Annotated in this window: 25 protein-coding genes; 15 read left to right on the forward strand and 10 right to left on the reverse strand. The window is 63.4% G+C overall.

The features are described 5' to 3' along the window. Nucleotides 1-3: 3 nt before the first annotated feature. A complete protein-coding gene (locus C4Q27_RS04230; protein ID WP_020192615.1) occupies nucleotides 4-864 on the reverse strand; it encodes a PHP domain-containing protein in 861 nt (286 codons plus the stop codon). Between the two features lie 67 nt (nucleotides 865-931). Between C4Q27_RS04230 and C4Q27_RS04235 the strand changes: the two genes are divergently transcribed. The 5 genes from C4Q27_RS04235 (at nucleotide 932) to C4Q27_RS04265 (ending at nucleotide 5265) form a co-directional block, all read left to right on the forward strand. After that, nucleotides 932-1525, forward strand: a complete 594-nt coding sequence (locus tag C4Q27_RS04235) for a septation protein A (RefSeq protein ID WP_010955188.1) — start codon at nucleotides 932-934, stop codon at nucleotides 1523-1525. A 1-nt stretch (nucleotide 1526) separates the two neighbouring features. Continuing rightward, the gene (locus tag C4Q27_RS04240) at nucleotides 1527-1826 is read left to right on the forward strand and encodes a YciI family protein (protein ID WP_003254549.1); all 300 of its coding nucleotides are present in this window, start codon (nucleotides 1527-1529) and stop codon (nucleotides 1824-1826) included. Between the two features lie 783 nt (nucleotides 1827-2609). Beyond that, entirely contained in the window at nucleotides 2610-3287 is a 678-nt protein-coding gene (locus C4Q27_RS04255; RefSeq protein ID WP_020193052.1) for a response regulator transcription factor, read from the forward strand. 162 nt (nucleotides 3288-3449) lie between these two features. Further along, entirely contained in the window at nucleotides 3450-3866 is a 417-nt protein-coding gene (locus C4Q27_RS04260; RefSeq protein ID WP_014590086.1) for a Spy/CpxP family protein refolding chaperone, read from the forward strand. Nucleotides 3867-3924: 58 nt separating this feature from the next. Then, complete coding sequence (locus C4Q27_RS04265; RefSeq protein WP_064492116.1) at nucleotides 3925-5265, forward strand: HAMP domain-containing sensor histidine kinase; 1341 nt, start codon at nucleotides 3925-3927, stop codon at nucleotides 5263-5265. A 117-nt stretch (nucleotides 5266-5382) separates the two neighbouring features. Here the strand turns inward: C4Q27_RS04265 and C4Q27_RS04270 are convergent, their stop codons facing one another. Continuing rightward, complete coding sequence (locus C4Q27_RS04270; RefSeq protein ID WP_010955191.1) at nucleotides 5383-5940, reverse strand: NAD(P)H nitroreductase; 558 nt, start codon at nucleotides 5938-5940, stop codon at nucleotides 5383-5385. A 102-nt stretch (nucleotides 5941-6042) separates the two neighbouring features. Here C4Q27_RS04270 and C4Q27_RS04275 point away from each other — a divergent pair, with 102 nt between their 5' ends. Continuing rightward, nucleotides 6043-7497 carry a TrkH family potassium uptake protein gene (locus tag C4Q27_RS04275; protein ID WP_020193572.1) on the forward strand — a complete coding sequence of 485 codons (1455 nt, stop codon included), beginning with the start codon at nucleotides 6043-6045 and terminating at the stop codon, nucleotides 7495-7497. Here the strand turns inward: C4Q27_RS04275 and C4Q27_RS04280 are convergent. Further along, nucleotides 7454-8515, reverse strand: coding sequence for an AraC family transcriptional regulator (locus C4Q27_RS04280; protein WP_104886532.1), 1062 nt, complete (start codon nucleotides 8513-8515; stop codon nucleotides 7454-7456). The two genes, C4Q27_RS04275 and C4Q27_RS04280, sit on opposite strands and share 44 nt — an antisense overlap. Before the next feature lie 153 nt (nucleotides 8516-8668). Between C4Q27_RS04280 and C4Q27_RS04285 the strand changes: the two genes are divergently transcribed. Beyond that, a complete protein-coding gene (locus C4Q27_RS04285; protein WP_014590083.1) occupies nucleotides 8669-8980 on the forward strand; it encodes a DUF962 domain-containing protein in 312 nt (103 codons plus the stop codon). Nucleotides 8981-9018: 38 nt separating this feature from the next. On the opposite strand, the gene C4Q27_RS04290 is transcribed toward C4Q27_RS04285, so the two are convergent. Further along, nucleotides 9019-9816, reverse strand: coding sequence for a UDP-2,3-diacylglucosamine diphosphatase (locus C4Q27_RS04290; protein ID WP_021783434.1), 798 nt, complete (start codon nucleotides 9814-9816; stop codon nucleotides 9019-9021). 127 nt (nucleotides 9817-9943) lie between these two features. On the opposite strand from C4Q27_RS04290, the gene C4Q27_RS04295 reads away from it, so the two are divergent. Both C4Q27_RS04295 and C4Q27_RS04300 read left to right on the forward strand, forming a co-directional pair. Then, nucleotides 9944-10711, forward strand: coding sequence for an AraC family transcriptional regulator (locus C4Q27_RS04295; protein WP_104886533.1), 768 nt, complete (start codon nucleotides 9944-9946; stop codon nucleotides 10709-10711). 219 nt (nucleotides 10712-10930) lie between these two features. Next, a complete protein-coding gene (locus tag C4Q27_RS04300; RefSeq protein ID WP_010955195.1) occupies nucleotides 10931-11821 on the forward strand; it encodes a DMT family transporter in 891 nt (296 codons plus the stop codon). On the opposite strand, the gene C4Q27_RS04305 is transcribed toward C4Q27_RS04300, so the two are convergent. Next, the gene (locus C4Q27_RS04305) at nucleotides 11822-12103 is read right to left on the reverse strand and encodes a SelT/SelW/SelH family protein (protein ID WP_104886534.1); all 282 of its coding nucleotides are present in this window, start codon (nucleotides 12101-12103) and stop codon (nucleotides 11822-11824) included. Between the two features lie 67 nt (nucleotides 12104-12170). On the opposite strand from C4Q27_RS04305, the gene C4Q27_RS04310 reads away from it, so the two are divergent. Continuing rightward, entirely contained in the window at nucleotides 12171-14357 is a 2187-nt protein-coding gene (locus C4Q27_RS04310) for a patatin-like phospholipase family protein (RefSeq protein WP_104886535.1), read from the forward strand. 32 nt (nucleotides 14358-14389) lie between these two features. On the opposite strand, the gene C4Q27_RS04315 is transcribed toward C4Q27_RS04310, so the two are convergent. Continuing rightward, nucleotides 14390-14827, reverse strand: coding sequence for a MarR family transcriptional regulator (locus tag C4Q27_RS04315; protein WP_020191241.1), 438 nt, complete (start codon nucleotides 14825-14827; stop codon nucleotides 14390-14392). Between the two features lie 151 nt (nucleotides 14828-14978). After that, entirely contained in the window at nucleotides 14979-17126 is a 2148-nt protein-coding gene (gene recQ / locus C4Q27_RS04320; RefSeq protein ID WP_104886536.1) for a DNA helicase RecQ, read from the reverse strand. 243 nt (nucleotides 17127-17369) lie between these two features. Between recQ and C4Q27_RS04330 the strand changes: the two genes are divergently transcribed. The 3 genes from C4Q27_RS04330 (at nucleotide 17370) to C4Q27_RS04340 (ending at nucleotide 20000) form a co-directional block, all read left to right on the forward strand. Then, nucleotides 17370-17957 carry a YecA family protein gene (locus C4Q27_RS04330; RefSeq protein ID WP_010955200.1) on the forward strand — a complete coding sequence of 196 codons (588 nt, stop codon included), beginning with the start codon at nucleotides 17370-17372 and terminating at the stop codon, nucleotides 17955-17957. A gap of 7 nt (nucleotides 17958-17964) precedes the next feature. Next, nucleotides 17965-18330, forward strand: coding sequence for a YbaN family protein (locus C4Q27_RS04335; protein WP_010955201.1), 366 nt, complete (start codon nucleotides 17965-17967; stop codon nucleotides 18328-18330). Between the two features lie 311 nt (nucleotides 18331-18641). Next, the gene (locus tag C4Q27_RS04340; protein ID WP_010955202.1) at nucleotides 18642-20000 is read left to right on the forward strand and encodes a TolC family outer membrane protein; all 1359 of its coding nucleotides are present in this window, start codon (nucleotides 18642-18644) and stop codon (nucleotides 19998-20000) included. Between the two features lie 61 nt (nucleotides 20001-20061). Here the strand turns inward: C4Q27_RS04340 and C4Q27_RS04345 are convergent, their stop codons facing one another. The 3 genes from C4Q27_RS04345 to C4Q27_RS04355 form a co-directional block, all read right to left on the reverse strand. Next, nucleotides 20062-20661, reverse strand: a complete 600-nt coding sequence (locus tag C4Q27_RS04345) for a tRNA-uridine aminocarboxypropyltransferase (protein WP_064492108.1) — start codon at nucleotides 20659-20661, stop codon at nucleotides 20062-20064. Nucleotides 20662-20725: 64 nt separating this feature from the next. Further along, on the reverse strand, nucleotides 20726-22291 hold the full coding sequence (locus C4Q27_RS04350; RefSeq protein WP_104886537.1) for a PAS domain-containing methyl-accepting chemotaxis protein: 1566 nt from the start codon (nucleotides 22289-22291) through the stop codon (nucleotides 20726-20728). A 137-nt stretch (nucleotides 22292-22428) separates the two neighbouring features. Further along, nucleotides 22429-23322 (reverse strand): LysR family transcriptional regulator, encoded by an 894-nt coding sequence (locus tag C4Q27_RS04355; protein ID WP_003254585.1) that lies wholly within the window; start codon nucleotides 23320-23322, stop codon nucleotides 22429-22431. A gap of 224 nt (nucleotides 23323-23546) precedes the next feature. On the opposite strand from C4Q27_RS04355, the gene speB reads away from it, so the two are divergent. Together speB and C4Q27_RS04365 are read left to right on the forward strand one after the other, a co-directional pair. Next, nucleotides 23547-24497 carry an agmatinase gene (gene speB, locus C4Q27_RS04360; protein WP_029615437.1) on the forward strand — a complete coding sequence of 317 codons (951 nt, stop codon included), beginning with the start codon at nucleotides 23547-23549 and terminating at the stop codon, nucleotides 24495-24497. Nucleotides 24498-24629: 132 nt separating this feature from the next. Continuing rightward, complete coding sequence (locus tag C4Q27_RS04365) at nucleotides 24630-26009, forward strand: sodium:solute symporter (protein ID WP_020191244.1); 1380 nt, start codon at nucleotides 24630-24632, stop codon at nucleotides 26007-26009. The last annotated feature ends 60 nt before the right edge of the window (nucleotides 26010-26069 follow it).

Below are 26069 nucleotides of genomic sequence, written 5' to 3' on the forward strand. Positions count from 1 at the left end.
TGTTCATAGCGCCAAAGGCTGTTCATGGCTGAATCGACGCCACAAAGGTGGCAGATCCTCGGGCAAAGGCCGATAGGCACCGATCTCGCCCCAGGTGCCGGGGCCGTGGAAGTCACTGCCAGCGCTTGCCAGCAGGCCGAACTCACGGGCAAGGATGGACATGGTGCCCACTTGCTCGGCAGGCATCATCCCGTTGACCACTTCAAGCGCCTGCCCTCCTGCCTGAATATAGTCGGCAATCAGCCGCCTGCGCTTGCTGCGGGTCAGGTCGTAGTGCATGGGATGCGCCAGGCTCACCCAGGCGTTGGACTGCCTCAGCGTGGCAACGGTTTCGTCGAGCGTCGGCCAGTGCTGCTTGACGTCGCCCAGCTTGCCGGCGCCCAGCCACTTGCGAAACGCTTCACCACGGTCCTTGACGTGCCCGGCCCGCACCAGATACTCGGCAAAATGCGGGCGCGCCGGGGCATTGCCGCTGTCACCCAGCTCGTGCTGCACGGCGCGCGCGCCTTCGAGCGTGCCGGGCATGCCCTTGGCCGCCAGCCGTCTGTCGATTTCTTCGGCACGCAGCCAGCGGCCTTGGTGCAGCGCTTGAATCGCCGCCAGCAATGGCGGTGCGTCGAGCGGGAAGTCATAACCCAGCACATGGATGGTCGCGCCGCCCCACGTGCAGGACAGCTCCACCCCGCTGACCCAGCGCATACCCAGGTCAACGCAGGCCTGGCGCGCTTCGGGCAGGCCTTCGAGGGTGTCATGGTCGGTCAGTGCCAGCGCTTGCACCCCATGCTCATGAGCCCGGGCAACCAGTACCGAAGGCGACAGGGCGCCGTCGGAGGCCGTGCTGTGACAGTGCAGATCAACATTCATAGAGGAGCGCTTTCGCTGGAATCGATGTTTGTTATTATGCCGTCACATCCCGATTCTGGCTGCCATTGTGAAACAATTCATCGATTTCATCCCGCTGCTGCTGTTCTTCATCGTCTACAAGCTTGACCCGCGCCCCATGGAAGTCGCCGGCCATCACTTCGAATTTGGCGGCATCTACAGCGCCACGGCCATGCTGATCATCAGCTCGCTGGTCGTGTACGGCGCACTGTTCCTGCGCCAGCGCAAGCTGGAGAAGGGACAGTGGCTGACGCTGATCGCCTGCCTGGTGTTCGGTGGCCTGACCCTGACCTTTCACAGCGAAACCTTCCTCAAATGGAAGGCTCCTGTCGTGAACTGGCTGTTTGCCCTGGGTTTTGCCGGCAGCCACTTCATCGGCGATCGGGTGCTGATCAAGCGCATCATGGGCCACGCCCTGACCCTGCCTGATGCCATCTGGACGCGCCTGAACCTGGCCTGGATCGCTTTCTTCCTGTTCTGCGGCGCGGCCAACCTGTTCGTCGCCTTCACCTTCCAGGACTTCTGGGTGGACTTCAAGGTGTTCGGCAGCCTGGGCATGACCGTGATCTTCCTGGTGGCGCAAGGCGTGTACCTGTCGCGCCACCTGCACGATGACCCTTCTACCTCCAAACCCAAGGATTGACATGCTCTACGCCATTATCGCCAGCGACGTCGCAAACTCCCTGGAAAAGCGCCTGGCTGCCCGCCCGGCGCACATCGAACGCCTGCAGCAGCTCAAGGCCGAAGGCCGCGTGGTTCTGGCGGGCCCACACCCGGCCATCGACAGCAACGACCCGGGCGAAGCGGGTTTCAGCGGTAGCCTGATCGTTGCCGAATTCGAGTCGCTGGCAGCCGCGCAGACCTGGGCCGATGCCGACCCGTACATCGCTGCCGGCGTGTACGACAAGGTTGTGGTCAAGCCGTTCAAGCAAGTACTGCCTTGACCTGAGACGGCACGGCCCTCTTCGCTAGAAGGTACCCACAAACCTTCGGATCTGTGCGATCGCCCGTAGGAGCGGGTTCACCCGCGAAAGGGCCGGTCCTGCTGGCCAATCTCCATCCGCCGTTCACCGTTGCCGCCGCTACCGTATTCGCGGGTAAACCCGCTCCTACGATGGTGGTGGACACACGTCGGTGGTTGGACACAGCCCCTTGTAGGAGCGGGTTTACCCGCGAAAGGGCCGGGCCTGCTGGCCAATTTCCACCCGCCGTTCACCGTTGCCGCCGCTACCGTATTCGCGGGTAAACCCGCTCCTACACAGATTGGTGGTGGACACATGTCGGTGGTCGGACACAGCCCTTTGTAGGAGCGGGTTCACCCGCGAAAGGGCCGGGCCTGCTGGCCAATCTCCATCCGCCGTTCACCGTTGCCGCCGCTACCGTATTCGCGGGTAAACCCGCTCCTACACAGATTGGTGGTGGACACACGTCGGTGGTTGGACACAGCCCTTTGTAGGAGCGGGTTCACCCGCGAAAGGGCCAGGCCTGCTGGCCAATCTCCACCCGCCGTTCACCGTTGCCGCCGCTACCGTATTCGCGGGTAAACCCGCTCCTACACAGATTGGTGGTGGACACATCTCGGTGGTTGGACACAGCCCGCTGTAGGAGCGGGTTTACCCGCGAAGAGGGCCACGCGTTACCAGCAGTTATACTCAGCCCATCAGTCTGCGGTATCTTTGCCACTGGCGGACCGAATCACCGCCGTCAATGGTTGAATTGAGTGAGTCATGAGCGAGCTGTTACTGATTGATGATGACCAGGAACTGTGCGAGCTGCTCGGCAGCTGGCTGACCCAGGAAGGGTTTTCCGTGCGTGCCTGCCACGATGGCCAGAGCGCACGCCAGGCCCTGGCTGAGCATGCCCCTGCTGCCGTGGTACTGGATGTGATGTTGCCCGACGGCAGCGGCCTGGAGCTTCTCAAGCAGCTGCGCAGCGAGCATGCCGAGCTGCCGGTGCTGATGCTGTCAGCCCGCGGCGAGCCGCTGGACCGCATTCTCGGCCTGGAACTGGGCGCTGACGACTACCTGGCCAAACCCTGCGACCCGCGTGAGCTCACTGCCCGCCTGCGCGCAGTACTGCGCCGCAGCCACCCCACCGCCACGACCAGCCAGATGGAACTGGGTGACCTGGTCTACAGCCCTGCGCGGGGCGTGGCCAGCATCGATGGCCGCGAAATGACCCTGACCCTGTCCGAAAGCCGTATTCTTGAAGCGCTGCTGCGTCAGCCCGGCGAGCCGCTGGACAAACAGGAACTGGCGCAGATCGGCCTGGGCCGCAAGCTGACCCTGTACGACCGCAGCCTGGACATGCATGTCAGCAACCTGCGCAAGAAGATCGGCCCCCACGCCGATGGCCGGCCACGCATAGTGGCGTTGCGTAGCCGAGGCTATTACTACTGCCTGTAAACACACCGGGGCCGCTGTGCGCCCCCCTTGCGCGGCACAAGGCCGTGGCTGCACCGACCCATCATCTTTACTTTGCCTTTACCATCCCCTGACTGCGCTTGACGGTGATCTCCCTAGACTGTGCTCATCCGGTAATCACCGGCCTATGAAAGGAGAGACACCATGCGCAAGACCCTTATCGCCCTGATGTTCGCTGCCGCTTTGCCGACCGTGGCCATGGCCATGCCTGACGGCGGCCCGCGCCACGACGGCCCGCATCATCGCGGTGATGCGCCTTTCCACCAACTGGACCTGAGCCGCGATCAGCGCCAGCAGATCGGCAAGCTGATGGGCGAGCAGATGCAGCAGCGCCGCGACATTACCGAGCGCTACCTGTCCAAACTGCCGGCCGCCGACCAGAAGGCCATGAAGGATGAGCTGCAAGCCAGCCGCGACAAGACCGACAGCGCAGTGCGCAAGTTGCTCACGCCTGACCAGCAGAAGAAGTTCGATGAACTGCAAAAAGAACGCGCCGCCAAGAAAGCCGAGTGGCAGGAGTTCCAGGCCTGGAAAGCTGAAAAAGGCGCCAAGGCCCAGTAAGCTGTCCGCCCCGTGCCCGGCCCGCCTCACTGCGGGCCGGGCTTTTCCCGTTTAGGAGGTGCACTTGCGTTCACTGTTCTGGCGCATCCTGGCCAGTTTCTGGCTGGCCATCACCCTGGTCGCAGGCCTGTCGATCCTGCTGGGGCACATGCTCAACCAGGACGCCTGGATCCTCAGCCGTCACCCGGGCCTGAATACCCTGGCCAGCAAGTGGACCAAGCACTACGAGCAGGAAGGCCTGGAGGCGGCACAGCACTTTCTGGAACGACGCAAGGACCGCTACAAGATCGACGTGCAGGTGCTCGACGATAGCGGTGAAGCCGTGGTGCCCGGTACCTTCCCACGCCGTGCGGCAGCCTTCGAAGCGCGCCAGCACAATGACCAGCGGCGCTTGCCATGGCGCCGGCTGACCGAGGAATACACCAGCCCCGACACCGGCGAAACCTACTTGCTGATCTACCGCATCCCTCACCCGGCGCTGGATGCCTGGCACCGCGAGAGCCTGCTTTGGCCGCTCAGCGCACTGGGCATTGCCTTGGTCGTGCTGACCCTGTTCAGCCTGCTGGTGACGCTGTCCATTACCCGCCCGCTAAGCCGCCTGCGCAGTGCCGTACACGACCTGGGCCAGACCACCTATCAGCAGAACAGCCTGGCACGGCTGGCAGCGCGGCGCGACGAGTTTGGCGTGCTGGCCAAGGACTTCAACAAGATGGGCGCACGCCTGCAAAGCACCATTGGCAGCCAGCGCCAGCTGCTACGCGACGTGTCCCACGAACTGCGCTCGCCACTGGCCCGGCTGCGCATCGCCCTGGCCCTGGCCGAACGCGCCGAGCCTGAGCAGCGGCAAGCGCTGTGGCCGCGCCTGACCCGCGAATGCGACCGCCTGGAAGACCTGATCAGCGAAATCCTCGCCCTGGCCCGGGTGGATGCCGAACAAGCCCATGCCGAACCGGTCGACCTCAATGCACTACTCGGCAGCGTGCGCAAGGACGCCCTGCTGAGCGCGCCGGATCAGGACGTGCGCCTGGAGGCGCAGCCAGGTTTGAGCTTGCAGGGTTGGCCAACGCTGATCGAGCGTGCCGTTGACAACCTGCTGCGCAATGCCCTGCGCTTCAACCCGGCGGGCCAGCCGGTCGAGGTCAGCGCCGCGCGCGAGCAGGACCGCATCGTGATCAGCGTGCGTGACCATGGGCCTGGGGCGGCAGAGGAGCACCTGGCGCAACTGGGTGAGCCGTTCTTCCGCGCGCCGGGGCAGGAAGCACCGGGGCATGGCCTGGGGCTGGCGATTGCGCGCAAGGCAGCGGAGCGCCATGGCGGTAGCCTGGTGCTGGAGAATCATCCACAGGGTGGGTTTGTGGCCAGGCTGGAGTTGCCCTTGGCTGGAGCGGCAGGCAGTTGATGGGGTGCAAAGGCGCCAGGCCTCTTCGCGGGTAAACCCGCTCCTACAGGGGATGTGGAGCGGGTTCACCCGCGAAGAGGCCGGATGCCTTGATGCATGAATCAGCCCAAGGCCAGGTTACTCACCCCAGCTACTGACGAAATCAGCCGTTTCCAGCACCGGCGCCGTCCGCGGCTCGGTCAGCGGCGTGCCGACATACAGGTAGCCGATCAGTTCCTCGTTCTCGGCCAACCCCAACCCCTTGTGCACATGGGCATCGAAAGCCATGTCACCGGTACGCCACACCGCGCCGATCCCCTGCGCGTGCGCAGCAATCAGAATACCGTGCGCCGCACAGCCCGCCGCCAGGCGCTGCTCGGACTTGGGCACCTTGAAATGGTCCTGCAACCTGGCCACCACCACGATCAGCAACGGCGCCCGCAGCGGCATGGCACGGGCCTTGTCCAAGGCTGCCTGGCTGGCATCGCCCTTGTGCTGCACGGCTTCGGCGAACAGCTCACCCAGCTTCTCGCGGCCCTGGCCTTCGATGGTTAGAAAACGCCACGGCCGCAGCTGACCATGGTCCGGGGCGCGCAGGGCAGCCTGGAACAGCGCCTCGCGCTGGGCGGCATTGGGCGCCGGGTCAGTCAGGCGTGGCACGGAAACACGGTTGAGCAATGCGTCGAGAGCCTCCATCGGCTACCCTCCTGGCAGGTGAATGTGCGGCCATTCTAGCGTTTACATCACCAGACCCATAGGTAGAATGGCGCCCTTCCGTTTCGAGTCTGAGCAGATCACATGGCGTTGCCGACCTTAAGGATTATTGGTTTCATCATCGGCATCTTCCTGATTACGCTGGCCGTGAGCATGGCCGTGCCCATGGCGACCCTGGTGATCTTCGAGCGCACCGGCGACATGCCGTCGTTTCTCTGGTCGAGCCTGATCACCTTCATCGCCGGCCTGGCCCTGGTGGTGCAGGGGCGCCCGGAGCATGTACACCTGCGCCCGCGCGACATGTACCTGCTGACCGTCAGCAGCTGGCTGGTGGTGTGCGTGTTCGCCGCGCTACCGTTCCTGCTGACCCAGCACATCAGCTACACCGACGCCTTCTTCGAAAGCATGTCAGGCATCACCGCCACTGGCGCCACCGTGCTCAGCGGGCTCGATAACATGTCACCGGGCATCCTCATGTGGCGCTCGATGCTGCACTGGCTTGGCGGTATCGGCTTCATCGCCATGGCGGTGGCGATCCTGCCGCTGCTGCGCATCGGTGGCATGCGCCTGTTCCAGACCGAATCGTCCGACCGCTCGGAAAAGGTCATGCCGCGTTCGCACATGGTCGCCAAGTCCATCGTGGGGGTTTACGTCGGTTTCTCGATACTCGGCGCGCTGGCCTTCTGGTGGGCGGGCATGAGCCCGTTCGATGCAATCAACCATGCCATGTCGGCTATCTCTACCGGCGGTTTCTCCACCTCCGACCAGTCATTGGCGAAATGGGATATCCCGGCCGTGCACTGGGTGGCGGTGGTGGTGATGATCATGGGCAGCCTGCCGTTCACCCTTTACGTAGCCACCCTGCGCGGCAACCGCAAGGCGCTGATCCGCGATCAGCAGGTGCAAGGCTTGCTGGGCATGCTGGTGGTCACCTGGCTGGTGCTGGGCACCTGGTACTGGTACAGCACCAACCTGCACTGGCTCGATGCCCTGCGCCATGTGGCGCTGAACGTGACCTCGGTGGTCACCACCACCGGCTTCTCCTTGGGTGACTACAGCCTGTGGGGTAACTTCTCGCTGATGCTGTTCTTCTACCTGGGCTTCGTTGGCGGCTGCTCCGGCTCGACCGCAGGCGGCATCAAGATTTTCCGCTTCCAGGTGGCCTACATCCTGTTGAAGGCCAGCCTCAACCAGCTGATTCACCCGCGCGCGGTGATCAAGCAGAAATACAACGGCCATCGCCTCGACGAAGACATCGTGCGCTCGATCCTGACGTTCTCGTTCTTCTTCGCGATCACCATCTGTGTCATGGCGCTGCTGTTGTCGCTGCTGGGCGTGGACTGGATGACCGCGCTGACCGGCGCCGCCGGCACGGTTTCGGGTGTAGGCCCGGGCCTGGGTGAAGTGATCGGCCCGGCGGGCAACTACGCGACACTGCCTGACGCGGCCAAATGGATTCTGGCGGCCGGCATGCTGCTGGGTCGCCTGGAAATCATCACGGTGCTGGTGTTGTGCATGCCGGCGTTCTGGCGTCACTGAGCACTTCGCCTTCCGCGCCCAGGCGGGCGCGGTACTCGCTGGGCGTGGCATCGAACCAGCGGCGGAACGCCCGATAGAAGTTGCTGGGGTCGGCAAAGCCCAGCAGGTAGGCGGTTTCCAGCAAGGTCATGCCCGGCTGGGCCAGGTATTGTTCGGCCAGTTCGCGGCGGGTGTCATCAAGCAAGGTCTGGAAGCTGGTGCCTTCCTCCTGCAGCCGCCGTTGCAAGGTGCGCTGCGACAGGTGCAGGGCCTGGGCCAGGGTTTCGCGCTTGGGCTCACCCTGCGGCAGGATGCGGCACAACACCTGGCGCACGCGGTGGCTGACCCGGGTTTCTGAGAAGCGTGCCAGGTACTCGCCGGCAAACCGGTCGTGCAGCACCGCCATGGCCTCGTTGGCGGTGGGCAGCGGCGCCTCCATGTCGGCCCGCTCGAACACCAGCGCATCATGTGGGGCGCCGAACACCAGCGGCGAATGGAACGCCACCTTGTAAGGCTCGACATTCTTCGGCTGCGGCCCCTGCACCAGTACCCGCCGCGGCTGGACCGGCCGGCCACTGAGCCATTTGCACAGCGCCAGCGCACAGGCCAGCGACGCTTCGGCGCTGTGCCGGGTTGGCGGCAGGTGATCGCCGTGCACGGTCAGAATCAGCGAATAGCCCTCGGGGCCGAGGACGAAACTAAGGTCGGAGCTTTCGGCGATGATGCGCTGGTAGCGCACCAGGCGCTCGAAGCCCTCGGCCAGGGTGCGGCTGGACATCAACGCATAGCCCACCACATGGAACGACGCCGGGCGAACCACCCGTGCCATGTTCAGGCCGATGGCCTCATTGCCCGACAGCTCCACCGCCAGTTGCCAGAGGCGGGTCATGGAATCTTGCGGAAAACGTGCATCGGGGTCGTCGAGGGCGGCAAAGTCCAACCCCAATTGCTTGAACATGGCTCTGCAATCCAGCCCTTCCAGTTCAAGTGCCTTCACGATCCCTGATGCCCAACTGGCTGACGTTGTTCTTTCGCTCATGACAGGCTTCTTTTACCGACCGCTCCTGCGGTGAACCCCAAGGATACTCATTTGGCGCCTATTGTCACTGGTAGGCCCCGTCAGTCACTCTAGACTCGAATCAGGCTCCACGCCGTGTATCTTGTCCAGAAGTATTAATCCCGGAGCACTGCCATGAACAGCAAAGCGCAGTTTCGCAGTTTTGCCGAGTTCTATCCGTACTATCTGGGGGAGCACAGCAACCCCACCTGCCGCCGCCTGCACTTCGTCGGCACCAGCCTGGTGATAGCGCTGCTGGCCTACACCATTGGCAGTGGCAAATGGTTGCTGCTGCTGGCCGTGCCGGTGTTCGGCTATGGCTTTGCCTGGGTTGGGCACTTCTTTTTCGAGAAGAATCGGCCAGCGACCTTTACCTATCCGCTGTACAGCCTGGCCGGGGATTTCGTGATGTTCCGGGATATCCTGCTGGGCAAGCTCAGGCTGTAAGCATCTGAGGCCGCTTGGCGGCCCCCTGCCCTCGAGCCTTAAGCCGGCTCGCGCAACGCCGCCACGGCCTGCGCTTCGGCCAGCCGATACAGCTCGACACTGCCGTCCCAATGCTCGATCAGGGCCGTGCACGACTCCACCCAGTCCCCGCAATTGAGGTAGTCCACCTCACCCACCTTGCGAATTTCGGCATGATGGATATGCCCGCACACCACCCCGTGAAAACCACGGCGGGTGCACTCATGGGCAATGGCGTTCTCGAAGTCGCTGATGAAGTTCACCGCGCCTTTCACCTTGTGCTTGAGGTACGCCGACAGCGACCAGTAACCATAGCCATACCGCGCACGCCAGTGGTTGAGCCAGCGGTTGAGCACCAAGGTGAATTCGTAGGCGCGGTCACCCAGAAACGCCAGCCAGCGGTGGTAACGGGTAATCACATCGAACTGATCGCCATGGACCACCAGCAGTCGGCGGCCATCGGCTGTCAGGTGCTCGGCCTCGTCTACCAGCTGAATGTTGCCCAGAATCAACTTCGAGTAGCGGCGCAGGAATTCGTCATGGTTGCCGGTGACGTAGATCACCTCGGTACCGCGCTTGCTCATGGTCAGCAGCCGGCGAATCACGTTGGTGTGGGCTTGCGGCCAGTAGATCCCGCCGCGCAGCTTCCAGCCATCGATGATATCGCCCACCAGATAGACGCGATCAGCCTGGTAGCCCTTGAGAAACTGCGACAGGTGTTCGGCCTGGCAGTCGCGGGTACCCAGGTGCACGTCGGAGATCCACAGGGTACGCACGCGTTGCTTGCGCGAGGGGCGGGACAGTTCGGCATGGGTCATGGGCAGGCTCCGGCGCAGTTTGCTGGAGACTGGCAGGCGCACATGACAGCGCCATGGCAAAACAGTGACGAGTGATGGCGTGCAGGGATTGAGGCACAATGGGCGCCTGCCCTGCGAGGAAGCCCCCATGACCGCCGGCCCGATCCTCTCGCTGCGCCATTACCGCGACAGCCTGATCGCCCATAGCCACGAACACCCGCAACTGGTGTTCGGCCTGCGCGGCCGCCTGGAGTTCGAGGTCCAGGGGCATGGCGCCGGCATCGATCGCCAGGGGCTGATCGTGGTCCCGGCGGGTGCTCATCACACGTGCGCCAGCGATGCCGGCAGTGATTGCCTGGTGCTTGATGTGCCTGGGGAGCCTTGGCTGCGCGAGCACCTGGGCGAGCATGCCGATGCCAGCCGCCGCCTGCTCGACCGCCCCGCCGCCGTAAGCCTGGATGAGCGCCAGCAGCAACTGGTGGACTGGCTGGCGACCAGCCCCGTGCACGACCCACTGATTGCCCGTCAGGGCGCGGCACTGCTGCTGGCCAGCCTCAACGCCACGGCGGCAGCCAGCGTGCACCCCAGCCAGCGCCTGCCCTACAGCGCATTCGATGCGCATATCGAGCAGCATGCTGCCTACCCGCTGCAGGTTGCCGACCTGGCACGCATCGCCGGGCTGTCCATTGCTCGGCTGCATGCGCGATTTACCGCGGAGTGCGGGATGACTCCGATGGACTACATTCGCCAGCGGCGTTTGCTCAAGGCGCGGCGGCTAATCGTGCAGACCGTGCTGCCGATGGGCGAAATTGCGGCGCAGGTGGGGTATAGCTCGCAAAGTGCCTTTTCAGCGGCGATGCTGCGGGCGTTCGGGTGTACACCTTTGGCTTTGCGGCGAGAGTCTGGCGATAACTGACAGCAGTCTTGCGACAGAATGTGTTTGCCTGAGGCTTTACACTTTGCCTTTGCCGGCCCCTTCGCGGGTAAACCCGCTCCTACAGGATGCCCCCGCCTGAAGGTTGTGCAAAAACCTGTAGGAGCGGGTTTACCCGCGAAAGGCCCGGCACACCTGTAGGAGCGGGTTCACCCGCGAAAGGCCCGGCACTGCCTGTAGAGATCTCATCAAGGACCCACCATGAACCACCGCACCGCCCTCGGCGCCCTGCACATTGGCGCGCTGTTCTTCGGCCTTACCGGCGTCTTCGGCAAACTGGCCACCAGCGCCAGCCCGGCGATCATCGTCTTCGGTCGCGCCACCTTCGCCGTACTCGCCCTGGCCCTGTTCGCCAGCCTGGCCGGTCCGGGCTGGCAACGCCTGAGCAGCCAGGATGCGCGCCGCCTGCTGCTCGGCGGTGTGCTGCTGGCCGGCCACTGGGTCAGTTTCTTCATCGCCGTCAAAGTGGGCGGCGTAGCCATCGCCACCCTCGGCTTCGCCAGCTTCCCGGCCTTTACGGTGATCCTCGAAAGCCTGCTGTTCCGCGAGCGTATCCACCGTAACGAAGCCGTCTTGGTCGTGCTGGTCAGCATCGGCCTGATACTGGTCACACCGGCATTCGACCTGGCCAGCGAAGCCACCGGCGGCCTGCTCTGGGCATTGCTCTCGGGCCTGCTGTTCTCGCTGCTGTCACTGACCAACCGGGCCGGCTCCGGCCGTTTGCCTGCGGTACAGGCCGCTCTGTGGCAAAACCTGGTGGTGGGCCTGTGCCTGCTGCCGTTCGCAGCGCCCGGCCTGGCCGACGTTGCGGCCCTGGACTGGCTGTGGATCGCCCTGCTCGGCATCTTCTGCACGGGTGTGGCGCACAGCCTGTTCGTCGCCAGCCTGGCGGTGATCAAGGCGCGCACCGCCGCGGTCGTGTTCGGCATGGAGCCGGTCTACGGCATTGCCGTGGCCTGGGCAGTGTTCGCCGAAACCCCGACCGTGCGCATGCTGCTGGGCGGCGCGCTGATCATCTTCGCCATCGTGCTGTCCAGCCGTCTGGCTGCCGAGCAACCGCCCAGGCAGCGACCACTGACCGAGGGCGCCTGATCAGCGGTCGTTGTGACCAAGATCACGCTGCGGGTCGACCTGGTCGCGCACTCGCTGCTTCAGTACCTTCGCTTCGGGGAAACCACCGTCGGCCTTGCGCTCCCAGATCTGCACGCCATTGCAGGTGACGCGGAAGATACCCCCGGTACCCGGCTCCAGCGCTACCCGGCCAAGGTCGTCGGCAAAGGTACTGAGCAGTTCCTGAGCCAGCCAGGCAGCACGCAGCAGCCACTGGCACTGGGTGCAATAGGTGATGACGATTTCCGGCTTGTGGTCAGCCATGGTGAAACATCTCCAGGTAAGGGGCCGCTTATACTAGCGGTCTTTAGCCCACGGTTTGAGACTCACGATGCGCCGTCTGCTGTTCTGTTTTCTGCTCGCACTCACCTCGCTTACGGCAATCGCTGCGGAACCCGCCAGGCCCAAGGTCGGCCTGGTGTTGTCTGGCGGTGCTGCCCGTGGCCTGGCCCACATCGGCGTGCTCAAAGCACTGGAGGAAAAGGGTGTGCGCATCGACGCCATCGCCGGCACCAGCATGGGCGCGGTGGTCGGCGGCCTGTACGCCTCGGGCTACAGTGTCGAAGAGCTGGAAAAACTCGCGACCACCCTTGACTGGCAACAGGCGCTCTCCGATGCCCCGCCGCGCAAGGATGTGCCGTTCCGGCGCAAGCAGGATGACCGTGACTTCCTGGTCAAGCAGAAGCTCAGCTTTCGCGACGACGGCAGCATGGGCCTGCCGCTGGGTGTGATTCAGGGCCAGAACTTGTCACTGCTACTGGAAAGCAAACTGGCGCATACCGCCGACACCCGCGACTTCGATAAGCTGCCCATTCCTTTCCGCGCCGTGGCTACCGACATCGCCAGTGGCGAAAAAGTCGTGTTCCGCCGGGGTCACCTGCCCCAGGTAATCCGCGCCAGCATGTCGATCCCCGCCGTGTTCGCCCCGGTCGAGCTGGACGGCCGTCTGCTGGTGGACGGCGGCATGGTCGACAACATTCCGGTGGATGTGGCCCGCGAAATGGGCGTGGACCTGGCCATCGTGGTCGACATCGGCACCCCGCTGCGCGATCGCAAGCAATTACTGACGGTCGTCGACGTGCTGAATCAGTCGATCACTTTGATGACCCGGCGCAACTCCGAAGAACAACTGGCCAGCCTGCACCGCGACGACATCCTCATCCAGCCATCGCTGACCGCCTTCGGCGTGACAGATTTCGGCCGTGCACGCGACATGATCGACGCCGGTTACCGCGCCACTCGCCTGCTTGACCCGCGCCTGGCCGCCCTGCGCCAGCTCGAGGGCGACGCCAGCCTGGCCATTGCCCGCTCGCCGCGCCAGCGCACGCCGGTAATCACCGCAATCCGGATCGAAAACGACTCCAAGGTCAGCGATGATGTGATCCGCTCGTACATCCGCCAGCCGATCGACGCACCGCTGGAACTGGACCGCCTGCAGACCGACATGGGTACGCTGTATGGCCTGGACTACTTCGACAGGGTGCAGTACCGCGTGGTGCACAAGGGCAACGACCACACCTTGGTGATCAACGCCCGCGGCCGACGCGGCGGCACCGACTACCTGCGCCTGGGCCTGAACCTGTCCGATGACCTGCGCGGCGACAGCGCTTTCAACCTGGGCGCCAGCTACCGGGTCAACGGCATCAACAGCCTTGGCGCCGAATGGCTGACCCGCGGCCAGATCGGTGACCAGCAAGCGCTGTACAGTGAGTTCTACCAACCCCTGGATGTGGGCTCACGCTACTTCATCGCGCCATACCTGGACATGGGCTCGCAGAACATCGAAGCCACCCTGGACAACGACCCCGTCGCCGAGTATCGCCTGGAGCGCTACGGTTTTGGCCTGAACGTAGGCCGGCAGATCGGCAACAGCGGTGAAGTGCGCCTGGGCGTGGGCAAGGCCTGGGGCGAGGCCGAGGTGCGCATCGGCGACCAGGACCTGCCCAAAGTCAGTTTCAACGAAGGTTTCTACGAGCTGAAGTACTCGTTCGACACCCTCGATAACGTGTACTTCCCGCACCATGGCGAGGACATCGGCCTGACCTTGCGCAAATACGACAAGTCGCTGGACTCCGACCAGGATTACCGGCAGTGGCTGTTCACCCTGGACAAGGCTATCAGCAGCGGGCCGAACACGTTCGTGCTGGGTGGGAGCTACGGGCGCACGCTGGACGATACCGAAGTGGTGACGTCGAGCTTCGTGATGGGCGGGGCGCGACAGCTGTCAGGCTTCCGCGAAGACTCGGTATCGGGGCAGAACGCGAGCCTGCTGCGCATGGTCTATTACCGCCGGCTGACGCCGCGGGCCTATGTGCCGCTGGACTTCCCGCTGTACATCGGCGGCTCGCTGGAGCGTGGGCGGGCGTGGAACAACGACAACGAATTCGACAGTGGGTACATCAATGCGGCGAGCATCTTCCTGGGGCTGGATACGCCTCTAGGGCCGCTGAACTTCAGCTACGGCGCCAACAGTGCGCATGAGCAAGCGGTGTACCTGAACCTTGGGCACACCTTCTGAGGCTTGCACTGCACCTGCATCGATGGGGGGGCTCAGGACTTTTCGAGGTTGGCCAGGATCTTGGCATGCACGCGCATACAGACCTGCAATTCCGCCTCGTCCACGCCGGTAAACAGCTCTACCCGCAGCTGGTTGGCGATGGTCTCGATCTGATCGATCAACGGCTTGGCCGGCGGGCACAGCACAATCTTCTTCGCCCGCCGATCCTCCAGCACCGCCTGCCGGCGCACCAGCCCTTGCGCTTCCAGGCTGTCGAGCAGACGCGCCAGGGTCGGGCCTTCGACGCCTACGCTCTGGGCCAGCTCACGCTGTGTCGGGGCTTCTTCGAAGCGGGCCAGGTGCAGCAACACCAGCCAGCGCGCCTGGGACAGGTTGAGCCCGGCCAGGCGGCGGTCCAGCTCGGCACGCCAACCTCGGGACATCTGAGCCAGTTGCATGCCAAAGCGGTGTTGGTTGTCGTTCAGGGGCATAAGGAACTCATTGGAGTAGATCTAATTATTAGGCAGCTAACCATGCCCTGCCCCACGAGGCAAGGCTCGGCCATGGTTACGCGTTCGATAATCGTCAAAAAGCATGACAAAGGTCAGCAGATGGCGCTTCTGCCTTCGATCCTGCATGCGTTTACAATTCGAATTCCGCTGCCAGCGCTGCGCGCACGCAATAGAGTACGCCCTCCGGCACCCGTGCCCCGAACTGCGGGGCAATGGCCGACACCGGTGGCAGCTCACCCTCGCCATCAAGAAAGGCGTCCTGCACCTCCATCATCAGGTCGTCCGGCAGGTCGATGGCCTGGTCCAGACTCAGTTCCTGGCGGCCCAACGCCTCGGCCAGCAGGCTATACACGTTCTTCTCGCTGCAATTGAGCTGCCCGGCGATCTGCGCCGGGGTCATGCCGGCACGGGCCAGGCTGACCAGTTCGTGGCGCAGGTCGAGCACCACTTTCGGAGCCTCGTCGGTGCCACCGCTGCTGTTCAGCACTTCAAGGAACGCCTGCCCGTAGCGCTCCAGCTTGCGCGCCCCCACACCGCTGACCTGGGCCATGTCGCTGAGGCTGACCGGCTGGCTGCGCAGCATCTCCAGCAGTGTCGAGTCGGGGAAGATGACGTAGGGCGGCACACTGTGTTCTTCGGCCAGCTTGCGGCGCAGGGTACGCAGTGCTTCCCACAGATCGCGCTCTTCGGCACGCACCAGCTGGCTGGCCGGGCTGCCGCCGCTGGACGACGAGGTTTTGGCCGTGGTCTGCGGTTTGAGATCACGGCGCAGTTGCAAGGTCACCTCGCCGCGCAGCAGCGGCCGGCAGCTGTCGGACAGCCGCAGGCCGCCGTAGCCTTCCAGGTCGATATCGACCAGGCCGCGCGCCACCAGTTGACGGAACAGCGAGCGCCACTCCACCTCGGCCAGACCTTTGCCAACGCCAAATACCGACAGCTTCTCATGGCCGAAATTGCGCACCTTCTCGGTGTCCTTGCCCAACAGCACATCGACCAGGTGGCCAACACCATAGCGCTGGCCGGTGCGGAACACCGCCGACAGCGCCTGGCGGGCCGGCTCGGTAGCGTCCCAGGTCTGGATGTTGTCGACACAGTTGTCGCAGTGCCCGCACGGTTGTTCGAGGATCTCGTCGAAGTAGGCCAGCAGCGACTGGCGGCGGCAGCGGGTTTCTTCGCACAGCGCCAGCATGGCATCCAGCTTGTGCTGCTCTATGCGCTTGTGGCGCTCGTCGCCTTCGGAATTCTGCAGCATCTGCTTGAGCATCACCATGTCCTGCAGCCCGTAGGCCATCCAGGCATCGGAGGGCAGGCCGTCACGGCCGGCCCGGCCAGTTTCCTGATAGTAGGCCTCAAGCGATTTGGGCAGGTCGAGGTGGGCAACGAAGCGTACGTTGGGCTTGTCGATACCCATGCCGAAAGCAATGGTAGCGACCATGATCAGCCCTTCCTCGTTCAGGAAGCGATGCTGGTTGGCCGCCCGCGTCTCGGCGGCCAGGCCAGCGTGATACGGCAGCGCGGGGAACCCCTGACTACAGAGGAAGGCGGCGGTTTCGTCGACCTTCTTGCGCGACAGGCAGTAGACGATGCCTGCGTTGCCACGACGTTCGCCGAGGAAGGCCATCAACTGCTTGCGCGGTGCCTCCTTGGGCACGATGCGGTAAAAGATGTTGGGCCGGTCGAAACTCGACAGGAAGCGCTCGGCGCCTTGCAGGTGCAGGCGCTGAACGATCTCCTCGCGGGTTCGCATGTCGGCCGTGGCGGTAAGCGCAATGCGCGGCACATGCGGAAACAGTTCGGCCAGCTGGCCCAGTTGCAGGTACTCGGGGCGGAAATCGTGCCCCCATTGCGAAACGCAGTGGGCCTCGTCAATGGCGAACAGCGAGATGTCCAGATCGCGCAGGAAGTCGAGCATGCGCGGCTGCACCAGGCGTTCCGGCGCCAGGTACAGCATCTTGACCTCACCACGGCGCAGGCGCCCGGCCAGTTCACGCTGCTGCTCCGCCGTCAGGGTAGAGTTCAGGGCGGCCGCAGACACACCCAGCTCGTCAAGGGTGGCGACCTGGTCGTCCATCAGCGCGATCAGTGGCGATACCACCACCGTCAGGCCCGGGCGCAGCAGCCCCGGCACCTGGAAACACAGCGATTTGCCGCCACCGGTGGGCATCAGTACCAAGGCATCGCCGCCATTGGCCACGCATTCGATGATCGCTGCCTGGCGCCCACGGAAACTGTCGTAGCCGAAGATGTCCTTGAGAACGCGCTGAGCCTGTTCGAGCATGTGCAACTCCAAATCGCCGTACCATCCTGGATAAAGGCTGGACGAAAAACCCGCCCCGCACACGCCAAATGCGTAAGCGGTTTTTGCCAGGCAGCCGTTGAAACCTGCCCCTGGATGAAAAATCGCGGAGTATACCGCAGCACCGTGCTGCACATGCACCGCGGCGATAGACGTTCCCTTTGCCCCGCTGCCGCTGCAAGGTGCTAGAATTCGGTATCGTTTATTCCCCAAGGTAGCCCTGTAATGTCCTTCGCCGAGCAACTGACCCGCCTGCAAGCCTTCCTCGACGCCGACGAGCTGCACGAAGAAGCGCTGGACTATGTCGCCGCACACGGCTACCTCACCGCTCTTTCGATCAACGCCGAGGACGTGCCCGAGCGCGAATGGATCGACGCCCTGTTCGCCGAGGAGCCGCACTACGCCAGCGAAGCCCAGCGCACCGAGATCGAGGCCACCCTGGTGGCGCTCAAGGCGCACATTGCCCGCCAGCTGGCCAGCGACGAAGAATTCGACCTGCCCTGCGACCTCGACCTGACCGATGAGCCGGACGATTCCGACCTGCGCGGCTGGTGCATCGGCTTCATGGAAGGCGTGTTCCTGCGGGAAGAGGCGTGGTTCGAAAACGCCGAGGAAGAAGTCAGCGAAATGCTGCTGCCGATCATGGTGGGTTCGGGCTTGTTCGACGAACAACCAGAGTTCGCCGACATCGCCAGCAACGCCAACCTGCAGGATGACATGATCGTGCAAATCCCCGAGGCACTGAGCGCACTGTTCCTGCTGCTGCACGCCCCTGACGAAAAACCGGCGCTGCTCAAGCCACGCCACCACTGAGCAAGCTGTGCGCTACCTGCTGCTGGCCACTGGCTGGCTCAGCGTCGCGCTGGGGGTGCTGGGGATATTCCTGCCGGTATTGCCCACCACCCCATTCCTGCTTTTGGCGGCGGCCTGCTTTGCCCGCAGCTCGCCGCGCTTCCATCACTGGCTGGTCCATCATCCCAAGCTGGGGCCATGGATCCGTGACTACCTCAGTGGTGAAGGCATCCCCCTCAAGGGCAAGGTCTACGCCATCGGCCTGATGTGGGCCAGCATTGGCCTGTCGTGCTATCTGGTGCCGCTGTTCTGGGCGCGCACCTTCATGTTGACCAGTGCCGCATTGGTCACCCTGTACATCCTCAGCCTGAAAACCCTGCACAAGCCAAAGTGACAATATTTTGTCGCCAAATATCGCTTTCGCCTAATCAATGCCCTCTTTATCCGAATTAGTTCTGGAACTGCGCATAGCCCTTGTATCCATTGGTTTTCAAGGCATTTCCTGCGTTCATTCCGTGCCCTTGAATGCATACTTATTAGACAACAAAGATATTATATGGCAATTTGATATGAATAAATCTTCTTATCTATCGCGTTGAATGTACTTAGCTGTGTTGTTAAAAACCTGCAACACTATACGCGATAAGTTTATCGTCATTTTTTTGGCGAACAGCAGGATCAATTCCAGAATCAGGGAGATGTACCATGCGCGTTTTGAACCCCATCACCAGTGCTTTACTGTTGGCCCTGGCGAGTGCCAACGTACAGGCGATGTCGATTACCGAGGCTGTCCAAAGCGCCGTGGACTACCACCCACAAGTCAGCTCCAACCGTAACAGCAAGCTGTCGGCCGATGAAGACGTGAAGTTCGCGCGTGGTGGCTACTACCCTTCCGTGGACCTGGTTGCCGGTTATGGCCGACAGCGCTCGGACAACGCCACTACCCGCGCCGAGGGAAACCACAACAAGGAAACCCTCAACTACACCCAGTCCGAACTGCGCCTGCGGCAGATGATCTTCGACGGCTTCAACACCTCGAATGAAGTAGGCCGCACCGAGGCGGTCTCTACCTCCCGCGCCTATTACACCCAGGCCGTTGCCCAGGATGTCGCCCTGCGTGCAGTCGAGGTCTACCTGGAAGTGCTCAAACGCCGTGAACTGGTGACCCTGGCCAAGAACAACCTGCAAGCTCACCTGCGCGTCAACGATCAGATTGGCCTGCGCAACGAGCGCGGCGTCGGCAGCACCGCCGACCTCGACCAGTCCCGCGCCCGTCGCGCCCTGGCGGAAAACAACCTGGACACCGCCGAAGTCGACCTGGCCGATGCCGAGGCCAACTTCTTCAGTGTGATCGGCCGTGCCCCGGACGAGCTGGAAAGCCCGCAGAGCATCAAGGGCGAGGTGCCAGGCACCCTCGAAGAAGCCCGCGATGGCATGCGTCAGAACAACCCGTACATCAAGTCTGCCCAGGCTGACGTCAACGCCGCCGAGAAGCAGTACGAAGTGGGCAAGTCGACCTTCTACCCACGCTTCGATGCCATTCTGGCAACCGGTGCCAACAACAACACCGGCGGCGAGAAAGGCCACAACAACAACGACTGGCAAGCTGGCGTGGAGATGAACTACAACCTGTTCCGCGGTGGCAGCGACAAGGCTCGCCTGCAGTCCGACGCGCACAAGATCAACCAGGCACTGGACATTCGCAACAACGCCCTGCGTGAGTTGACCGAGAACCTGAGCCTGGCGTGGAACGCCATGAACAACGCCAGCAAGCAGCTGCCGACCGCGCGTGAATACGCCGAAACCACCAAGCGTGTGCGTGCGGCCTACCAGGACCAGTTCGGCCTGGGCCAGCGCACCCTGCTGGACGTACTCGACAGTGAGAACGAGCTGTACAACGCCGACCGCCGCTACACCGAGGTGCGTTACACCGAAGAGTTCTCGCGCTACCGCGTACTGGCGACCATGGGTGAATTGCTGAGCAAACAGCATATTTCGCTGCCGCCAGAGGCGCTGGCGACCACCGAAGTACGCACCGAGGCGCGTCTACCTGAGATGCGTTGAGCGGGTTTTAGGTAGCGGGGCCGCTTTGTGCTGCGAATGGGCTGCAAAGCAGCCCCAATCCTCACTCACGGCCATGATTACGCTGAAAGGTCTCTACGCCCATGGCCCTGATCTGCCCCTCGATCAACGTCTCGAACGGCGCCAGCAGTGCATCGAAGCAGGCCGGTTGCTCCAGCGTGTTCAATGCCCCGACCACCGCCTCGATCGTCGACAACGCACCCGCCTCCGGCGCTTTGCGCAACCGATAGCGTGAAGCGGCCGCCTGGGCCAGCGTCACCCGTGGCAGCCCCCCCAGCAACGGGTTCAGGTACAGCAGCTTGCGCGCCTTGCGCCAGGTGCCGTCGGGCACGATCAGCAGCAAAGGTTTGTCGCCCGCCTCGCCATAGGCTGTCAGCACCTGGGCGTCATCACCCGGGAACAACAGCACCGGCTGGTATCCAGGGGTGGCGAGCAGGTCAGGCAGGTCATCGAACACCTCTCCAATCCGCAGCTCGGCATTGTTCAGGCCAAGGGCAGCCAGGCGCGCCGTGTTAAGGGCATGGGCAGTTTCACTGGGGTGCTGCAGCAGGATCACGCGGGTGCGGCTGTCGAGCGCGGGGATCAGTGGGCATAGGCAATGGTCGAGCGGGCGCTGGCAGCGCTCGCAGCGGGGTCTGGGCATGGCGGTCTCCTTGGCGGGGACAGTTTGCCACATAACCGGGGCCCGCTTTGCGGGCTCCGCGATTTCAACGGTTGAACCTTTCCGCCAGGCTGTGCAGGTACTCCGCCATGCGCTCGAGGTCCTGGCTGATTTCCGCGCCTTGCCTGGCTTGCCCGGCACTCTGGTCGCACAGTTGGGCAATCCTCACGATCTGCTGGTTGATGTCTTCAGCCACATGGCTCTGCTGCTCCGATGCCGTGGCCATCTGCTGGCTCATGCCGGTGATGCGGCTGACCGCCACGGCAATCCCGCTCAGCGCCGCCTGCACCGCCTCGACACTGTGCACACTGTCCCGGGAAATCTGCTCGCCCCGGCTGGCAGTGCTCACCGCTCGCTCCGCCCCGGCCCTCAGCGAGGCAATGATATGGTGGATCTCTTCGGTCGACGCGCGGGTACGCTGCGCCAATGACCGCACCTCATCAGCCACCACGGCGAACCCCCGCCCTTGCTCACCGGCGCGCGCCGCTTCAATGGCGGCGTTAAGCGCCAGCAGGTTGGTCTGTTCGGCAATCGAAGTGATCACGTCGACCACACTACCAATCGACTGGGTCTGCTCAGCCAAGGCGTTGACTGCCTGACCAATGTCATTGACCGCATCGCTCATGCTGCCCATGTCTTTCAGGCTCTTCAGGGCCAGCTCGCTGCCCTGCTGCGCCAGCTGGTCGGCATCACTTGCCGCGTGTGCCGTACTTTGCACGTTGTGGGTGACCTGCTGGATGGTCGCCGCCATCTGCGCGATGGCCGTGGCGGACTGGTCAGTCTCGCTGCGCTGCCGGTCGAGCATCTGCGCCTGGGCATCGGACAGGTCGGAAGATTGCGCCGCCCGCGACTTTACCCCGACCCCGGCATCCACCAGGCGGGTCAGGGCCGTTTGCAGGCGGGCTTCTTCGCTGATGATGGCCAGGTCGAGCTGGCCCTTCAGGCCTGGGTTGTCGCTGTAGGTCAGCGCCACCAACGGACTGGTAAAGGCCTTGGGATGCTCGGCCAACGTGCGGCGAATGGCCTGGTTCTGCCGGTGCTCGACCCAGTACCAAGCCAGCAGCAGACTTGCCATCAGCACCGCGAGCGCCGCATAGGGGGGCAGCCAAAGGTAACCTGCCGCCGACAGCAGGCCGGCGCCGATCAGTGGCCAGCCATGGCCCAGGCCATGCCCCAGACGGGCAGCCCAGGGCACCGGGCTGCGGCCATCGCGCAAGCGCGCATACAGCGCCTCGGCACGTCGGATCTGCTCGCGCGTGGGCACCGAGCGCACCGACTCGTAGCCACTGATCCGGCCCTGTTCGTATATCGCCGTGACGTAGGCGCTTACCCAGTAGTAATCGCCGTTCTTCGCCCGGTTCTTGACGATGCCCATCCAGGGTTTGCCCTGCTTGATGGTTTCCCACATATGGCCAAACACCGCCGGCGGCATGTCCGGGTGGCGCACCAGGTTGTGCGGTTGACCGATCAGTTCGTCGTAGGTAAAGCCGCTGATCGCCACAAAGGCGTCGTTGCAGTAGGTGATGCGGCTGTCGAGGTCAGTCGTAGAAATAAGGCGTTGATCACCGGGGAAGGTTCTTTCGTGCTCAGTGACGGGCAAATTCATGCGCATCTTGGGCGATCCTTGCAGGATGAAATGAGGGGAAATCATCAGCGCAAGTTGATATGTAGCAGAGCGCTATCAGGTTAGCGGCCAGCGTTTAGCGGAATTTAACCCGCTCCCGACGGAATGCATGAATGCGTCGCATCTCAGCCCACGTTGAGCTGGCTTTTCAACAGGTCACGGAAGGTCTGGATCAACGGTTCGCGGCTGCGCCCGCGGCGAATGATCAGCGAGAACGGGGCCTGGTAACCAAAGGTCGACGGCGACAGCACGCGCAAGTCACCCTTGTCGACCCAGGCCTGGGCGTAGTGTTCAGGCAAGTAGCCGATATAGGCCCCGGAAAGGATCAGGATCAGCTGCGCCTCCATGCTTTCAACCGTCGCCGCACTGTGCTTGAAGCCATGCCGGGCCAGTTCGGCCTGGCTCCAATAACCACGGCCGACCATGCGCTGCTGGGTCACCACCTGCTCGGGAATGCGCCGCTCGGCATACAACGGGTGGCGGCTGCTGCAGTACAGCCAGTGCTGTTCGCGATACAACGGCTGGTAGAGCAGGCCGCTCATCCGCGAAGAAAACGCGCCGATGGCCAGGTCCAGCCGGTTGTCCTGCACACCCAGTTGCAGCTCGTAGGGGCTGGACACCGACAGGTGCAGGTGCACCGCCGGGTGCTCCTGGCTGTAGGCACCGATGGCTTCGGCCAGCGGCAAGGCGCGATCACCGACGGTGGAGTCGATCACCCCAAGGTTGAGGGTGCCACGCAGTTCGCCCTTCAGGGCGGCGGCATACTGCTCGAAACCGTCCAGCTCGGCCAGCAGGCGCAGGGTTTCCTGATGGAACAGCTCGCCCTTGCTGGTCAGGCTGAAGCCCCCCCGACCCCGGTGGCACAACACGATACCCAAGGCGCCCTCCAGCTGGCTCATGTAGGTACTGATGGCGGAGGTCGACAGGTTCAGCTCGCGCTGGGCGTTGGCAAAGCCCTGGTGGCGCACCACGCTGATGAAGATGCGCAGCAGTTTCAGGTCGGGCAAGGTCGAGGCCATGGTGCAACGGTTCCACAAGGGTATATGCGCGCAGTCTAACTGCTCTACCCGCCTTTAGTTCAGAAATTCCTGAACTAAGTATTTGTCGGTAGCGATTCTTCCCCGGCGCTCGCTTGAGCAGACTTGGCCGAAATGTCCCTGCCCGCCGGCAAACCACACGTGAATGGCGCGCGGCGGCACAGGTTCGAACAAACACAACAATCGACCGACTGATGAGGCCCACCGTGGACAAGACTCTCCACCAACCACTGGGCGGCAACGAAATGCCGCGTTTCGGCGGCATCGCCACCATGCTCCGCCTCCCCCACCTGCAAAGCGCGAAAGGTCTGGATGCGGCCTTCATCGGCGTCCCGCTGGATATCGGTACCTCGCTACGTTCCGGCACCCGCTTCGGCCCACGGCAGATCCGCGCCGAATCGGTGATGATCCGCCCGTACAACATGGCGACCGGTGCCGCCCCGTTCGACTCGCTGTCGGTCGCCGATATCGGCGATGTGGCAATCAACACCTTCAACCTGCTGGACGCCGTGCGCATCATCGAAGAAGCGTATGACGAAATCGTCGAGCACAACGTCATTCCCATGACCCTGGGGGGCGATCACACCATCACCCTGCCGATCCTGCGTGCGCTGCACAAGAAACACGGCAAGATCGGCCTGGTGCACATCGATGCCCACGCCGACGTCAACGACCACATGTTCGGCGAGAAGATCGCCCACGGCACCACCTTCCGCCGCGCCGTGGAAGAAGGCCTGCTCGACTGTGAGCGCGTGGTGCAGATCGGCCTGCGCGCCCAGGGCTACACCGCCGATGACTTCAACTGGAGCCGTCGCCAGGGCTTCCGCGTGGTCCAGGCCGAAGAGTGCTGGCACAAGTCACTGGAGCCACTGATGGCCGAAGTGCGGGAAAAGGTCGGCGGTGGCCCGGTTTACCTGTCTTTCGACATCGATGGCATCGACCCGGCCTGGGCCCCCGGTACCGGAACCCCGGAAATCGGCGGCTTGACCACCATCCAGGCAATGGAGATCATTCGCGGCTGCCACGGCCTGGACCTGATCGGCTGTGACCTTGTCGAAGTCTCCCCGCCTTACGACACCACCGGCAACACCTCGCTGCTCGGTGCCAACCTGCTGTTCGAGATGCTCTGCGTGCTACCTGGCGTGGTGCGTCGCTAATACCGCTCTACCCCGGCAGGAGCCATGAGGGAGGGCCACTGAGGCCCGCCAACACAAGAAAAGACCGCCGGGCGCCGTGCAAGCGCCCGCGCGGTCGATCTCGCCATAATAAAGATAATCGGGAGACCCCCAATGGCCTTGGACATCATTGTTGTAATGATCTACACCGCTGGCATGCTAGGGCTTGGCTGGTATGGCATGCGCCGCGCGAAAACCCATGAAGACTACCTGGTAGCCGGGCGCAACCTCGGCCCGGTGCTGTACATGGGCACCATGGCCACCACCGTACTCGGTGGCGCTTCCACCGTCGGCACCGTGCGCCTGGGCTACGTCCACGGCATTTCCGGCTTCTGGCTGTGCGCAGCCCTTGGCCTGGGCATCATCGCCATCAACCTGTTCCTCGCCAAACCGCTGCTGCGCCTGCGCATCTTCACCGTGACCCAGGTACTGGAGCAACGCTACAACCCCACCGCACGCCAGGCCAGCGCCGTCATCATGCTGGCTTATGCACTGATGATCGGGGTCACCTCGACCCTGGCCATGGCCACCGTCCTGCAGGTGCTGCTGGACCTGCCGTTCTGGGCTTCTCTGATGCTCGGCGGCGGCGTGGTAGTGCTGTACTCGACCATCGGCGGCATGTGGTCGCTGACCCTGACCGATATCGTCCAGTTCGTGATCAAGACCGTCGGCCTGATGTTCATCCTGCTGCCAGTGTGCCTGTACAAGGCCGGTGGCTGGGACACCCTGGTGGCCAAATTGCCAGCGGCCAGCTTCCAGCTGACTACCATTGGCTGGGACACCATCATCACTTACTTCCTGATCTACTTCTTCGGCATCCTCATCGGCCAGGACATCTGGCAGCGGGTGTTCACCGCCCGTGACGAAAAGGTCTGTCAGCGTGCCGGTACCGCCGCTGGTGTGTATTGCGTGCTGTATGGCCTGGCCTGCGCTGCGATCGGCATGGCTGCGCATGTGCTGATGCCCGACCTGGCCAACCCGAACAACGCCTTTGCCGAGATGATCAAGACCACCCTGCCCGATGGCATCCGTGGCCTGCTGATGGCTGCGGCCCTGGCGGCCATGATGTCCACCGCCAGCGCCGGTCTGCTGGCTGCCTCGACCACCGTAACCGAAGACCTGCTGCCCAAGCTGCGTGGCGGCAAGCAGTCGAGCCTGGGTACCAGCCGCCTGTTCACCCTGCTCACCGGCCTGGTGGTGCTGGGCATCGCGCTGGTGGTGAATGATGTGATCAACGCCCTGACCCTGGCTTATAACCTGCTGGTCGGCGGCATGCTGATCCCGCTGATCGGGGCGATCTTCTGGAAGCGTGCGACCACTGCAGGCGCGATTGCCAGCATGTCGCTGGGCTTTGCCACCGCCCTGCTGTTCATGTTCCTGGACGGGCTGGAGGCCAATACGCCGATCTACTACAGCCTGGCAGTAGGGCTGGTGAGCTTTGTGGGCGTGAGCCTGGTGTCGCGCAAGTCGGTGGCGGCGGTGAAGCTGGCCTGACTGCTGTACCGGCCCTTTCGCTTGTAGCGGGCTTGCCCGCGCGAAAGGGCCAGTACAGGC

The sequence above is a fragment of the Pseudomonas sp. SWI36 genome (assembly GCF_002948105.1).
GTDB lineage: Bacteria > Pseudomonadota > Gammaproteobacteria > Pseudomonadales > Pseudomonadaceae > Aquipseudomonas > Aquipseudomonas alloputida.

What these genes read in the sequence shown, in the direction of transcription:
- C4Q27_RS04340 (WP_010955202.1), top strand. Translation starts at nt 18,642, where the DNA reads ATGCGCGTTTTGAACCCCATCACCAGTGCTTTACTGTTGGCCCTGGCG.
- C4Q27_RS04255 (WP_020193052.1), top strand. Translation starts at nt 2,610, where the DNA reads ATGAGCGAGCTGTTACTGATTGATGATGACCAGGAACTGTGCGAGCTG.
- C4Q27_RS04270 (WP_010955191.1), bottom strand. Translation starts at nt 5,940, where the DNA reads ATGGAGGCTCTCGACGCATTGCTCAACCGTGTTTCCGTGCCACGCCTG.
- C4Q27_RS04305 (WP_104886534.1), bottom strand. Translation starts at nt 12,103, where the DNA reads ATGGCTGACCACAAGCCGGAAATCGTCATCACCTATTGCACCCAGTGC.
- recQ (WP_104886536.1), bottom strand. Translation starts at nt 17,126, where the DNA reads ATGCTCGAACAGGCTCAGCGCGTTCTCAAGGACATCTTCGGCTACGAC.
- C4Q27_RS04345 (WP_064492108.1), bottom strand. Translation starts at nt 20,661, where the DNA reads ATGCCCAGACCCCGCTGCGAGCGCTGCCAGCGCCCGCTCGACCATTGC.
- C4Q27_RS04355 (WP_003254585.1), bottom strand. Translation starts at nt 23,322, where the DNA reads ATGGCCTCGACCTTGCCCGACCTGAAACTGCTGCGCATCTTCATCAGC.
- C4Q27_RS04260 (WP_014590086.1), top strand. Translation starts at nt 3,450, where the DNA reads ATGCGCAAGACCCTTATCGCCCTGATGTTCGCTGCCGCTTTGCCGACC.
- C4Q27_RS04240 (WP_003254549.1), top strand. Translation starts at nt 1,527, where the DNA reads ATGCTCTACGCCATTATCGCCAGCGACGTCGCAAACTCCCTGGAAAAG.
- C4Q27_RS04285 (WP_014590083.1), top strand. Translation starts at nt 8,669, where the DNA reads ATGAACAGCAAAGCGCAGTTTCGCAGTTTTGCCGAGTTCTATCCGTAC.
- C4Q27_RS04230 (WP_020192615.1), bottom strand. Translation starts at nt 864, where the DNA reads ATGAATGTTGATCTGCACTGTCACAGCACGGCCTCCGACGGCGCCCTG.
- C4Q27_RS04275 (WP_020193572.1), top strand. Translation starts at nt 6,043, where the DNA reads ATGGCGTTGCCGACCTTAAGGATTATTGGTTTCATCATCGGCATCTTC.
- C4Q27_RS04350 (WP_104886537.1), bottom strand. Translation starts at nt 22,291, where the DNA reads ATGCGCATGAATTTGCCCGTCACTGAGCACGAAAGAACCTTCCCCGGT.
- C4Q27_RS04365 (WP_020191244.1), top strand. Translation starts at nt 24,630, where the DNA reads ATGGCCTTGGACATCATTGTTGTAATGATCTACACCGCTGGCATGCTA.
- C4Q27_RS04290 (WP_021783434.1), bottom strand. Translation starts at nt 9,816, where the DNA reads ATGACCCATGCCGAACTGTCCCGCCCCTCGCGCAAGCAACGCGTGCGT.
- C4Q27_RS04310 (WP_104886535.1), top strand. Translation starts at nt 12,171, where the DNA reads ATGCGCCGTCTGCTGTTCTGTTTTCTGCTCGCACTCACCTCGCTTACG.
- C4Q27_RS04330 (WP_010955200.1), top strand. Translation starts at nt 17,370, where the DNA reads ATGTCCTTCGCCGAGCAACTGACCCGCCTGCAAGCCTTCCTCGACGCC.
- C4Q27_RS04300 (WP_010955195.1), top strand. Translation starts at nt 10,931, where the DNA reads ATGAACCACCGCACCGCCCTCGGCGCCCTGCACATTGGCGCGCTGTTC.
- C4Q27_RS04315 (WP_020191241.1), bottom strand. Translation starts at nt 14,827, where the DNA reads ATGCCCCTGAACGACAACCAACACCGCTTTGGCATGCAACTGGCTCAG.
- C4Q27_RS04280 (WP_104886532.1), bottom strand. Translation starts at nt 8,515, where the DNA reads ATGAGCGAAAGAACAACGTCAGCCAGTTGGGCATCAGGGATCGTGAAG.
- C4Q27_RS04295 (WP_104886533.1), top strand. Translation starts at nt 9,944, where the DNA reads ATGACCGCCGGCCCGATCCTCTCGCTGCGCCATTACCGCGACAGCCTG.